This window comes from Priestia koreensis, assembly GCF_022646885.1.
Taxonomy (GTDB): Bacteria; Bacillota; Bacilli; order Bacillales; family Bacillaceae_H; genus Bacillus_AG; species Bacillus_AG koreensis_A.
Map to the genome: position 1 here is coordinate 2,458,439 of NZ_CP061868.1, position 12,520 is coordinate 2,470,958.

General features: G+C 39.5%; 12 protein-coding genes. 2 read left to right on the forward strand and 10 right to left on the reverse strand.

The window, feature by feature from the left end:
- The first annotated feature begins 332 nt into the window (after positions 1-332).
- Entirely contained in the window at positions 333-1,007 is a 675-nt protein-coding gene (locus tag IE339_RS12540; RefSeq protein ID WP_242167949.1) for a hypothetical protein, read from the forward strand.
- Between the two features lie 135 nt (positions 1,008-1,142).
- Here the strand turns inward: IE339_RS12540 and IE339_RS12545 are convergent, their stop codons facing one another.
- From IE339_RS12545 to IE339_RS12590, 10 genes are all read right to left on the reverse strand, one after another.
- Positions 1,143-2,603: a CAP-associated domain-containing protein gene (locus IE339_RS12545; RefSeq protein ID WP_242167951.1), complete on the reverse strand. Its 1,461-nt coding sequence runs from the start codon at positions 2,601-2,603 to the stop codon at positions 1,143-1,145.
- A 183-nt stretch (positions 2,604-2,786) separates the two neighbouring features.
- Positions 2,787-3,305: a tetratricopeptide repeat protein gene (locus tag IE339_RS12550; RefSeq protein WP_242167953.1), complete on the reverse strand. Its 519-nt coding sequence runs from the start codon at positions 3,303-3,305 to the stop codon at positions 2,787-2,789.
- Positions 3,306-3,356: 51 nt separating this feature from the next.
- A complete protein-coding gene (locus IE339_RS12555) occupies positions 3,357-4,694 on the reverse strand; it encodes a sodium-dependent transporter (protein WP_242167955.1) in 1,338 nt (445 codons plus the stop codon).
- A gap of 139 nt (positions 4,695-4,833) precedes the next feature.
- Entirely contained in the window at positions 4,834-5,283 is a 450-nt protein-coding gene (locus tag IE339_RS12560; protein ID WP_242167957.1) for a DUF6843 domain-containing protein, read from the reverse strand.
- Positions 5,284-5,372: 89 nt separating this feature from the next.
- Positions 5,373-6,182, reverse strand: a complete 810-nt coding sequence (locus IE339_RS12565) for an MBL fold metallo-hydrolase (RefSeq protein ID WP_242167959.1) — start codon at positions 6,180-6,182, stop codon at positions 5,373-5,375.
- Between the two features lie 154 nt (positions 6,183-6,336).
- Positions 6,337-7,392 (reverse strand): oxidoreductase, encoded by a 1,056-nt coding sequence (locus tag IE339_RS12570; RefSeq protein ID WP_242167961.1) that lies wholly within the window; start codon positions 7,390-7,392, stop codon positions 6,337-6,339.
- 585 nt (positions 7,393-7,977) lie between these two features.
- The gene (locus IE339_RS12575; protein WP_242167962.1) at positions 7,978-9,246 is read right to left on the reverse strand and encodes a glutathionylspermidine synthase family protein; all 1,269 of its coding nucleotides are present in this window, start codon (positions 9,244-9,246) and stop codon (positions 7,978-7,980) included.
- 301 nt (positions 9,247-9,547) lie between these two features.
- Complete coding sequence (locus IE339_RS12580) at positions 9,548-10,000, reverse strand: hypothetical protein (RefSeq protein WP_242167964.1); 453 nt, start codon at positions 9,998-10,000, stop codon at positions 9,548-9,550.
- A gap of 214 nt (positions 10,001-10,214) precedes the next feature.
- The gene (locus tag IE339_RS12585; RefSeq protein WP_242167965.1) at positions 10,215-10,721 is read right to left on the reverse strand and encodes a hypothetical protein; all 507 of its coding nucleotides are present in this window, start codon (positions 10,719-10,721) and stop codon (positions 10,215-10,217) included.
- A 2-nt stretch (positions 10,722-10,723) separates the two neighbouring features.
- A complete protein-coding gene (locus tag IE339_RS12590; RefSeq protein ID WP_242167967.1) occupies positions 10,724-11,077 on the reverse strand; it encodes a hypothetical protein in 354 nt (117 codons plus the stop codon).
- Between the two features lie 449 nt (positions 11,078-11,526).
- Here IE339_RS12590 and IE339_RS12595 point away from each other — a divergent pair, with 449 nt between their 5' ends.
- A complete protein-coding gene (locus tag IE339_RS12595; RefSeq protein WP_242167970.1) occupies positions 11,527-12,492 on the forward strand; it encodes an LCP family protein in 966 nt (321 codons plus the stop codon).
- Positions 12,493-12,520 lie beyond the last annotated feature (28 nt).

The window sequence follows — 12,520 nt, forward strand, 5'->3', positions numbered from 1 at the left end:
ATATTACCACCGATGGATAATACCTTAAACATTTTTTTCCTTTTTTGTTTTTAGTTCCTCTGTATCTAGTTTTACGTTTTGATTCATCAAAAGGTTTCATTTTTCGCCACAATTTTGTCATTTTTTAAAAACGCTGAAACGGAAAGGAGGCAAAACAATCCATTTTCCTCTTACAAGAAGGTCTCTTTGTGCGATAAAAATTTCATGTAAAACCGGTAATAAATAAAGTTAATTTATAGGAATTTATGTTAAAATAAGGATATTATTATTAGACAGACAAGACGGGTAATCGAACAAACAACTAGTATACAGATAAAAAAGGAAGGGATCGTTTGAATATAAGAAGATGGGCTATTAACGGTTCAATAGTCTTAGTAGTGATATTCATTGCAATACTCAGTGAACGATACGATTTCAATGAGATGGCTGCGAAAGAAGTTCCTTTCTTTAAACAGAATGACTTTAATACCGTAAATAGTAAAGAAAGCTGGGAATTATTTAGAAAAGAATTACACCTTTCCAAACTAACTACAAAGGTAGAAAATTTTGAATTAATCCTTGATAAAAAGAACCATGTCTACTCCGTTCAATTTGATTTAGTTGATAAAGAAAAGGATGGTTTTGTAATTTATCGCTACAACCAATCAAAAGAAGAAAATAAAGTGAGCATTAGCAAAAGCAACGTGAATAAGTGGACCCAATATAACAACTTAGTGTATGCCGATCGATTTTTTTCAGATCTTCATACGTTAAATCAAAATGATTTTTTTGACGGAAAAGCATTTCCATACAAATTAATTATTTCAACGGATTGGCACAAGGAGAAAGAATTAGCAGGACATTGTTACACCTTGCTAGATGGTGACATCAAAAAAATAGATAGTGAAACGTTTAAAAAAGGTTCATCAGGCTCTAGCCTACAAGTAATAGGCAGTGACCGTCCTTCAAGTTTTAGTACAGACATAAATACAACTAAATTTGTCTTTATCGACTACTATTTAGAATAGTTCATAGTAAAGTGAATTTCAGATTATACTCTAGGAACGCAGTTGCGTGAACACGTATACGTCAGCTAAAGGTAGCGGTAATTCAATAAGGAAATTGAGATCCATAAAAAAACAGACCTAATTAGGTCTGTTTTTTTATGGAGTAAAATAGTCTTCTGTATAGTACGGAAGGTTGTCTTTGTTAGAGACAACGCCCACTCCAAGATACGTCCATTTTGGTTGCAAAATATTGGTGCGGTGGCTCATGGAGTTCATCAGCGCTTCGTGAGCATAAATGCTACTGAACTGACCCATCGCAATATTTTCACCTGCAATTGAATAGCGAATGCCATCCTTATGCATACGATCAAACGGTGATTCTACTTGCTTGTTGTAGTGATCGAAATAATTGTTTTTTGCCATATCAGCACTATGTCGCTTTGCTGTTCCTGCAATAGTCGAATTCCATTTTAAAATAGAGAACCCTTCTTTTTTGCGAGTCGCATTGGTTAAATCGAACAATTGGTAAGCGAAACCTTGTTGAACAGCAAGGCTTTTGGAACCATAATAACCGCTCTTGCTCATTTCGACTTCTTTTTTGACTAATTGCACCGCTGTTAGCGTGTTGCTGCGGAATTTATCATAAAAGAACGTCACATACGTACCGTTTATTAAATACGTATCATACTGATCATCGGCGATCTCATAATTTGTTCCATTTTTTTGAACATACTTTAGGGGTGCCCCTAGCACTTGACGAACCTGCGTTTTACGAGAACCAATCTTAATTCCCTTTGGTCCATTAAATACAGGCTGATTTGTGTACAGCGCTCCGACCTTCCCATTATGGTAGCTTACCATAAAGAAATTCTGATAGTTTTGATGATACGTATTCCACTGTGTACCGTATTCGTTTTGTGTGGCGCGAATAGGCGCACCAAATTTTCCTCTTACGGCAGAAGCGGGATCATCAATGTTAACTCCACGGATTGAATACGCTTTTGGTAGTTTCGGTGTTGCTTGAGCTACCTTCTTAATCGTGCTCGGCACAGAGCTTGTAGACAATCGGTAAATAAATGTTACGGCGTCTGCTCTTGAAAGCGTACTGTTTGGATTAAATGCTTCATATGTTTTAACCGTTTTACCATTTTTGATTGTACCTGCTGATAATTGATTCGTATAAAACCATTGAACAGCCTGATACTCTGAAAGATCTTTCCCTGTTACGGCGTCTGCTAAAATTCGAGCTGCGTTTCCACGTCGAAGTGGTTTAGCCTCTGTTTCGCTTTTTACTGGTAGCTGATAGTGATTCGCTAATTTGTATTGAGCAAAAGGCTGGCTCGTCGCTTCCAGATTTTTTGGATCCAAATATCGAAGGAGCATGGTTACATACTGACCTTCCGTTACTTGCGCAGTCGGTTTTAACTTTCCTTCTCCTTTGAACCCTTGAATGATGCCTTTTTCTACTCCCCAAGACATTGAATCTGCCCAGTAAGCAGTCTGACTATAATCAGAATAAGACGCTGCGCCGCTTTTAGCTGACACGTCACCCTTGTGATGTAGAGGGATATGTAAACAAAGGAAAAGTGCTACAAGCAAACTTGTAAGTTTTTTCAATCGACTGTCACCTCCCTATCGATCTCACAAACTATTATAACAAACTATCGAACTAAACTTGAGCAACGAGTATGTAATTTTCCATAATTGATTACAAAGACGTGTTTTCCCCATAAATTAGGATGTGATACTAGGAATAACTTCTATCGGCAACCATCTAAAATAGGCAAAAAGACTTACTATCTATTTCCACACTTTGTTCAATTTATCCGAGTAAAATAAAATGGCATTTTTATATGCTTGAATGCCTTCGTGATTAGACGTTTCGGCTATCGTGTTAAGCAAGAGCGTCATCGCGCCCTCATGCTCATTTTGGTTATACATCACCATCGAACAAAACACCGCTAATTCAGCAGCTTCAGGAAACTCTTTCATTCCTCGTTCAAGCGTTCGCCTCGCCTGATCGTATTCACCAATCGTTCGGTAGGTACTTCCAAGACCTAAAAAGGCTCCCTTTCTGTCTTCTCCGTCTAAACCGTTTTGAAGCGCCTTTTCATAATACGGGACTGCCTCTGTTTCAAGACCAAGCGCGTCGTGAACCCAAGCCGTTTGATACAGCACTTCCGGATTTTCTGGATACTCCCTTACAAGAGACAAAAGAAGCTCTCTGGCAGCCTGCGTTTCCCCCCGCTCCCTTTTTTTAATTGCTAACAGCAATTCCTTCACATCAAACACCCCTTTTTTTGTTATTTTATCAAACAAAAGGAAATGTTTCCTCAAAAAAAGAACGACGCATCGAATGCGCCGTTCTTTTTAAATAATATTTAATACGTCTAAGAAGACAATGATAATTAAGATAGGTGCAATATAGCGGAGCGCTAACAGCCAGAGGGCGAACCAGCGCTTTACGTTTGAAGATCCATAGCTAAATTCTTGAATGAGCACCTCTTTTTTCATTTTTAACGGAACAAAAATGGAGATAAGCAATGCACCAAGCGGCATTAAAATGTTGCTAACTAAAAAGTCTTCGGCGTCAAAAATAATTTTCCCAGCTATCTTCACGTCTCCTAATACCCCAAACGACAAGGCAGCAGGAATTCCAACAAGGAATATAATGAATCCCGCACTCCAGGATATTTTTTTTCGCTTCGTTTGTTCGCCCTTTGCGAGAGCGGCAACGATTATTTCAAGCATCGAAAACGCGGATGTTAGCGTCGCGAATAAAAAGAGCGCTAAAAATAATACTTGAAAGACTACGCCAAATGGAAGCTGTGAAAAGATTGAAGGCAACACAATAAATAGTAGTCCAGGTCCTGCTTCAGGCTTAAAGCCCATCGAAAACACGGCCGGAAAAATCGCAAGTCCAGCTAGAAGGGAAATACTAATATTCATGATAGAAATAGAAACCGCTGATTTGGGTAAGTTTTGTTCTTTCGTTAAATAGGAACTGTAGGTGAGCATAACGGACACCCCTACACTTAACGAGAAAAACGACTGGCCCATCGCATCCAATATGCTTCTCGAAGTTAATTTCGAAAAGTCAGGCTTTAAGAAAAATGATACACCCTCCATCGCATGCGGAAGCGTAAGAGATCGAAAAATAATGGCGATAAATAAGACAAACAAACCCGGCATTAAATATTTATTGGCCGCTTCAATCCCGTTTTGAATCCCTCTTGATACGACTAGAATCGTAATCAGCATAAACAATAACTGTGATCCAACGGCCACGTATGGGTTCGCAATCGTTTTCTCAAAATGTGCGGCGTAGTCCGTCACATGAAATAGCTGACCCGTCATACTTGAAACTAAGTATTGAATAATCCATCCACCGACTACGCTATAGAAAGAAAGTAAAATAAAACATGTGATGACACCTATGTATCCTGTAATACTCCAACCACTGTTTGGAGCAACTGCCTGATAGGCACGAATGGCCTCCTTTTGCGTATGGCGCCCTAACACGAATTCACCCATTAATAATGGAAGTCCGATAACGGCTGTAAATAAAATAAACAATAGAAAAAAAGCGCCGCCTCCACTTGTTCCTGCTACATAAGGAAGCTTCCAAATGGCACCAATTCCAATTGCAGAACCTGCTGATGCGAGGATAAAACCAATCTTAGAGGCCCACTGAGCGTTCTGACTCATTGTATTCTCCTTTCGTCTTTTAATACGTAATTTTCATACTATATCACAGATCAATGGAGTGGAAAAGATCATTTCCACTTTTTTGTTTACATAATATAATTATAAAAAACAACGGACGAAACTCTTCGCCCGTTGTTTTTTATTCATCCTCTTTTAGCTGCTTTTCCGTTCTTCGATAATCCTCGCTTTTGGAAAACTCTTTTGCTGAACCGACAAAGAAGTGCTCTTCCGTATAATTTTTATTTTGATTTCCTTCTGTCGCACCATGAATTCGCTTGCCTGGATGGAGTTTCGTTCGCTTTCCATTATCGTCAACGTAGTAATACTGGTTTGTAGCCCAGCCTTTATGAGTAAGCAACGATTTCGTTAAGCAATTTCCGTCCTTATTAATTTTAAATACAACGTATTTTCCCTCACGAGTCGTTTTGTCGCCTCGTTCTTTGTCATACTTAATGTTAACCCACCCTGTATAATCTTTCGGAATTAAATAAAGACTCGGCTCACCTGCTTCATCGTTTTTACAAGCAGCTAACGCAAGCATTGCCGCGCACATCATACATCCTAGCATGATTTTTACACTTTTTTTCATTCCAACCATACCCTTCGCAGCTGTTTTCCCATAGTGTTTCATACTTTTTCAAAATGTATGTACGAAGAGTATTAATTTCCTATGTACGTTTAATTATCCAACACTTGAATATAGCGAACCGCTGACTTTTTCACACGCACTTTCGCATCCTCACGTATTACCTCTCCCCATTTGCTCCCGTAGAGGGTATGAAACGGATACGATTCTAATCGCTTCATCATTTGTTTAATTTCACGAATTGGTAGAGGAATTTGGTTCGGATAGCTGTACATGAAGCTTACCCATCGCTTATCTGCCACTAATTGAATCGTGTCGCCCGTGAGGAGAACTCCTTTTTCATCAGCACCTTTCGCCCAATGAAGAACAGCGCTCCCAAGAAAGTGTCCACCGAGTCGGACAATTGTAACATCCTCATTAATAACGTGACGATTTCCTTCCCAAAAGGTAATTCGCTCACTTTCCCGCATAACAAAAGCCGCATCGTCCGCATGCAAGTAGATTGGACAATCAAATTGTTCTGCCCATTCGACCATGCTTCCATAGTAATGGGGGTGAGAAATGGCGATGGCATCAATTCCTCCCTCCGCTTTAATCATCGCAATGATTTCTTGATCCATGTACGAAATACAATCCCATAAAATGTTTCCATGCTCGGTTTTAAGCAATAGTGCTCGCTGCCCAAAACCAAAGGTGGGGCTAATTCCAATGCCTATAAGTCCTTCCCCCTCATCACGATGCTCAACTTGATAACCGTTTTCTCTCATTTCTTCAATCGTCGTCCAAGTTTGACCATCGTCTTTTACATACAAGCGCTCATCTTCGCAAATGGGACAGAACGCGATCGGTTGCCTTTTTGCATTGTACTGTGTTCCACACGTTTGACAAATATAGTGCTTCATTGTTCCATCCTCCCTTACTTCTTTTCACTCATTATATGAAAAACTGGGCGTTCAAGCATCCATCTTGTAAAAAAAGATTCATTTCGGTGAATTTCACTCAAAAAAAGCGCGTGTACAAAGAAATTTGCACACGCGCTTTTTTCGTTCTATTTACTTACACAAGTTCTGGTAAATGTGTTTTTGCATCATATTCGACAAGCTCTTCGCCGTTTTTCACTTTTTCAAGGTAATCTGGGTTTGAAATTAATGGACGACCAATCGCCGCTACATCAATCACACCTTTTTCAAGTGCTTCTTCAGCAAGGTCTGGCGTTAAGCTACCTACACCAATGATTGGACCATCCCAATATTTACGAGCAAGATCATAAATGGTTTGATCTCCCGCAAATTTTTCTGTGAAGTCAAGAACAGATGGGTGAATGATTTTTACGCCCACTTCCTTGAACGCTTCTGTAAATGTGCGAATCGCAGCATCTGCATCTTCCCAGCGATACTCAACGTTATCAACTTTATGAGGTGAGAAGCGGATAATTGTGCGGTCTGCACCGATTGCATCAATCACTTCTTTAATAACCTCTTTCATAAATGTTAAGCGACCTGCAAGGTCTCCGCCGTATTCATCTGTACGCTTATTTGAAACGTCAGAAGCAAACTGATCAATTAAATAGCCATGTGCTCCGTGAATTTCAACACCGTCAAAACCAGCTTCGATTGCATTCTTCGCAGCTGCTGCGTAGAGAGACACAACCTCTTTAATGCGACCAATCGTCATTTCTTCCGGCTTATCGTATGGTTTACGGAAGCGCGGAACAAGTGCATCTACTTGAATTTCAGTTGGTGCTTCAGGAGCAGACCCTTTGATAAGTTCATGATGAGATAAGCGACCTACGTGCCAGATTTGAGCAACAATTGTGCCTCCTTCTTCGTGAACGGCGTCCGTCACACGTTTCCACGCATGAATTTGCTCACGAGAATATAATCCAGGAACGCCAGGGTTTCCTTTTCCGCGAGGAGTCACGACAACCCCTTCACTAATAATTAAGCCAATTCCATCTTTCGCGCGCTTGCGGTAATACTCAACGATTTGGTCATTCACTACTCCTGTATTATCATCTGCAAAAGAGCGTGTCATTGGTGCCATCGCTGTACGAGTTTTCAAATTAAATGCGCCGATTTTAGTTGGTTCAAATAATTTATTGTATTTTGTCATCGTTTCTCTCCCCTTTTCTATAAGTAAGTGTTGCCTATTCTATCAAGGAGAATCTAATCTTTCAATTCATTTGCTTACCGAACCTTTTAACATCACAATCAACCCCTCATCTCACTCGCCTTTCATACTGAAAGAAACGTTCCTCACACTAAGGATTGGAGCGAAAGATGCGAAGACTCCTACGGGATTAGCGAGTCAGGTGAGATCCCGCAGGAAACGAAGTGACGAGGAAGCTCAGCGCTCGCCCCGTGGAAAGCGAAGCAATCTGTAGCGAAGATCCCCAACTCATCGTTGGACTAAATACTCCTACAAAAAGAGAGATGAATGGAGGCACATTAGTTAAAGAAGAACCATTCCTCACACCAAGGATTGTAGCGGAGGATGCGACACTCCTGCAGGATTAGCAGGCCAGATGAGATCCCGCAGGAAGCAAAGCGACGAGGAAGCTCAGCGGCTGCCCTGCGGAAAGGGAGCAATCTGTAGCGGAAATCCCAACTCATCGTTCTACCAAACGTTCCCCTATCCAGAAGCAGGGAAAATAACTATTGTTCCCACAAAAAAAAGACGCTTAAAAAAGCGCCTTTTTTACTCTGCCTTATTTTCTTCTACCGGATGTTCTACTCCAATTGGCAAATAATAGTCACAGTGATCACCCGGCTCTTTCTTGGCTAAAATACTGACTGCACTAGGCTTTCCATTCACTAAAAAACAGCTGTACAGCACATCGACTGCTTTCAACCCCTCGGTCGTTTTTACTTCATGACTCGGAAGATCCACTTGCTTTTGATACACACATTGCTTTTTGATTTCCTTCCCTATCCAACCCTCACCATCTTTTGCACCTATCTGGCCCGCTCCACTCTCTCGGCTGAATAAATCCTTTGCCACATACTTTACGTTGTTTTTCTTAAAATAATCCTCTTCCATATAGGTCGGCACAAAATAACGTGCAATCCACGTATGTTCCTTTTTTGTAAAATAAGGATGTGTTTCCTCATGCAGTCCCCAAATCAGCGCCTGAACAGCATTTGATTGCAGCAGAAAAGCTGAAGGCGGATTAATAATTCCGAGCACACCATTCTCTACAAAGTTCATTACCATATGCTCCATTTTCCCTACGCTAGAAGTAGATGTACTAAACTGATTACGCTGAAGCAAAATATCCACGTAATCGCCCTTAGGATCGTATAAACCTGCTTTAAATAACACTTCTTTATTTCCAGAAAGCGACTGCTCAATTAAGCGTAGATCTGAAAACGGCAAATATTGCGCTTCTGTATTCGCTACTTTCATCAAATATTGAGTCGTTAAGTAATCTTCAAGACTTTTTTCATACGATGTGAATACAATATTTGCATTCCTTGCCTTTCCTACATACCCTTTGGTGTAAGAGATGGCGCTACGCAGCGCTTTTTGTAAATCCTCTTCTAGCCCCTCATTTGGATTCAGTACATTAAAATGGCTACACACATCCCCATTAACTGAAAAGCTCTCTTTTATTAAAAGTGGTGTATTAGCATGTAGCGTAAGTAGCTTCACGCTGCGTTTATTCACAGCAAACTCCATACGCGACACCACCGTTTCCATCGCGATTGTTTGAAGACGAATGTAAGAAAGCATTTCCTTTTGAAAACCTAAACGCAGCAACGTTTCATCATCTAAATGTCTCATGAGCCTAGCCGTCTTAAAGAAAATATGGCCTACCCTTCCCGTTGCTAAACGAATTTTGTCAATTTGTGCTTTTGGTTCTACTTTAATATCATATAGAGCATATTCTTGATTGCATAAATCTGGCCAAAAATCCTGTATTCCTTCATAAAATTGTTGTCGCTTTTCTTTGTGCCGATGATCCATGTTCTCCCCCCAAATAACCATTTTTTCAGATCCTTCTGCATCCCGTGCAAGTCACAATGACATCAATATCAATAAGCTTATGATGAGATGAGGAACGGTCTGGATAATGGATCGCTCCGATATAAATTCTCTACTCTATTTGTATAATACGTATCGATTTCACAGGTGACACTTAATTTCGCAAATTGCGCCAGGCTTCTGTGAATAGGATAAGAAATAAACACGTTTTTTGAGGGGACTTCATTGCTTTTATTCATGCAAAAAAAGCTGACCCGCTCGCACGCGGGTCAGCTCCTTACTTTTATTCTTCTATACGTTGATGATATCCGCCGTTGTAAGGATTAAACTCATAATAAATAGCGTCCTGTCCTGTATTTACCTTCAATACATATAAGTATTGACCGTCTTCTCTGTGAGGAAGCTCTAGCAACTTTCGTTTGCTAAACTGCTCTGGGAAAACCTTCTCGCGCTGTGAAATAATCTCACGCGCTTCACCATATGTATAAAGTGGCACATCTCTCACGTATGCTGTTGGAACGATTAGTAGCCCGATAATTTCTACGGTTAAAATGCTACGCCGAACAACTTTGGACATTCGCGGTCGAAATTTCATCAAACAACAAACTACTACCATGATTATGATAAGTGGAATTAAATACAGAGCTACTGGTGGAACATTCGCGTAGACAGGGCTATTTACCACTACATAAGCAATCTCGAATAAAGTAATAATGAAAATAATTACGTACATCATAAGTGAATCACACCTTCACTAAATTCCCCTATCCATTTTATTAAATTACCACGCAATTTATAAGCTTGTCTATGATATTTTTACGCTTTCCTAAAATAAATTCCTTCTGCCCTCTATTACCTGTGCAAATGAACGGCTTCATTCCCCTTTCTTTGCTACATCATCCATTTTGATTAGTTGCTAAAAGGCTTTTAACGGATCGTGACAGCCGATGTTATCCGTTACTTTCTTGGCTAATCAGCTGTTTTTGTATAACATAGTAGCACGACAATAACACGATTTGCGTAACAATATAAATTCCAAATGAGTAATAAAGCTTGTACCCCATTTGATAATGATACACGCCGCACTTTAATCCGAACCATTCCATTAGCATACTAAAAAACGACCATACGAAAATGTAAATTGGCGCATTACTCAGCTTAAGCTGCCAACGCGCCCATATGTATAAAAAGAAATAAGCAAACGGTCCGTACATCACGTAGGACAAAAAATCCATAAACTGAAAAACAGAACGATCGTTAACGTCATAAAAATTAAATGGTTGAACAGAAATGGTATGATCAAAGAAAAAACCAATAAATGCTCCTATAGCGAGATACGTGATCGTTTCAGCTTTTAAGAAATACTTAGGCAACGACCAAACAAGCGCGTAAGACACAATGGAAAGGATGATAACAAACCATTCATTCGCATTAAAATGCGTATCATACGTAATCATACTTACGCCTCCTTTTTTTCAACTCGCTCAAACCACCGTGCCAAGTAAATTCCCGCTATCATGTAAAGAAAGATGGTTCCTAGTGAGTACCATGTGCTCCATTTTATATACGTTAAGATGTCCATATATTGTGCAAGTAAATCTTCTAGTACGAGCACTCCTTCACCAAGACACATAATCCAAAACCGCTTCGTTTTTGAGCCAGCATCCACATACTTGTTAATAATAAACAGAAAGCTTAAAGGAATAATAAAATTCCGATATAAAACGAGTGCTAAAAATGCCTCATAATCTGTGTTAACTTCCAACAACTTTAAATCTAACCCAAGAATCGTAATCACGTTCATTGTAAGCATGGAGAAGACGCAAAACAAAAAGAAATTATTTAGCAAAGATAATGTTTTTGAACATCTTACCCAGCAGATAATCGCTACCCATGAAAGAACTGTATACAAGAAAAAAGTCATGCCAATTTGCCGTCCCTGTCCTAAATTTTATCGTACTTTAGTTTATGTTAATCCAGGTCACGTATTCATTTCAGGCATAAACCCTCCCACAATAGCAAATGAATAATAGAGAAACCGCTTTTTTTCTTCCTTACTACCGCAAGATTATGGTTCATTTTTGGCATTTAAACATATTTGAACCATATTTCAATGTTAGAATGGGAACATCGTTCGCTTTAAAAAGAAAAGTTATTGATAAACTTCTTTCCTTTTTGAAGTAGTATGGTAATATAAATATTATTTGCCTTAATATGCCAAGGTTTGAGAAGATTCGACATTAATAGAGGTGCTAAACGAAAATGACAAATGAAAGACGAACCAGAAGAAAGAAAAAGAAACGATTTAGAAGAATAGTTCTACCCATACTGTTATTATTAATACTAATTATTGGCGGATGCTCCGTGTTTCAATTCTACCAGGGGAAATCGCAAGCTGGAGATGGCTTTAAGTCAGATGGAAATTTAACCTTCAACGGAAAAGCGCCTAATATTGATAACATAAACGTACTATTGCTTGGAAGTGACTCTCGTGGAGAAAAACACGCGCGTACAGACTCAATCATGATTGCTCACTACAATGGAAAAACGAACACACCAAAGGTCGTATCCATCATGCGCGATACGTATGTCGATATTCCGGGTCACGGAAAAAATAAAATTAACGCTGCTTATGCGTTTGGCGGTCCAGAACTTCTACGCCAAACGATCAAAGAAAACTTTGACATTGATATCCAATACTATGCAATCGTTGATTTTAAAGGATTTGAAAAAATGGTCGATATTGTTGCACCGGATGGAATTGAAGTAGACATTCCGTACAAAATGTCGCACGGCCTTGGTTTAACCCTATACCCTGGTAAACAAAAACTCCACGGTAAAGAGCTACTAGGCTATGTTCGTTTCCGTCATGACCGCGAAAGTGACTTCGGCCGCGTCCGTCGTCAACAAGAAGTCATCGGTAAATTAAAAGAAGAGGCGATCAGCGTCTCAAGTATCGTTAAATTACCGAAGTTGTTAGGAACAATGGATCCATATTTAGATAGTAACGTTCCAAACATGACCTTATTGTCAATCGGAAAAGACTTTATTACGAAACAAGCGGGTAAAATTGAGACACTTCGTATTCCGGTAGACGGAAGCTATGAAGATGCACGTTATGAAAATGCAGGATCTGTTCTCAAAATTGATCTTGATAAAAACCAAGAAGCGATGCAAGACTTTTTATCCCAAAAACCATCCAATCAAAAAACGAATAAGAATGAATAAAAAAACTGGGCTCTCGGCCCAGTTTTTT

Bases quoted from the DNA above. Each gene is read 5' to 3' on its own strand.
- IE339_RS12555 (WP_242167955.1), bottom strand. From the start codon at position 4,694: ATGAGTCAGAACGCTCAGTGGGCCTCTAAGATTGGTTTTATCCTCGCA.
- IE339_RS12560 (WP_242167957.1), bottom strand. From the start codon at position 5,283: ATGAAAAAAAGTGTAAAAATCATGCTAGGATGTATGATGTGCGCGGCA.
- IE339_RS12565 (WP_242167959.1), bottom strand. From the start codon at position 6,182: ATGAAGCACTATATTTGTCAAACGTGTGGAACACAGTACAATGCAAAA.
- IE339_RS12570 (WP_242167961.1), bottom strand. From the start codon at position 7,392: ATGACAAAATACAATAAATTATTTGAACCAACTAAAATCGGCGCATTT.
- IE339_RS12575 (WP_242167962.1), bottom strand. From the start codon at position 9,246: ATGGATCATCGGCACAAAGAAAAGCGACAACAATTTTATGAAGGAATA.
- IE339_RS12580 (WP_242167964.1), bottom strand. From the start codon at position 10,000: ATGATGTACGTAATTATTTTCATTATTACTTTATTCGAGATTGCTTAT.
- IE339_RS12585 (WP_242167965.1), bottom strand. From the start codon at position 10,721: ATGATTACGTATGATACGCATTTTAATGCGAATGAATGGTTTGTTATC.
- IE339_RS12590 (WP_242167967.1), bottom strand. From the start codon at position 11,077: ATGCTTACAATGAACGTGATTACGATTCTTGGGTTAGATTTAAAGTTG.
- IE339_RS12595 (WP_242167970.1), top strand. From the start codon at position 11,527: ATGACAAATGAAAGACGAACCAGAAGAAAGAAAAAGAAACGATTTAGA.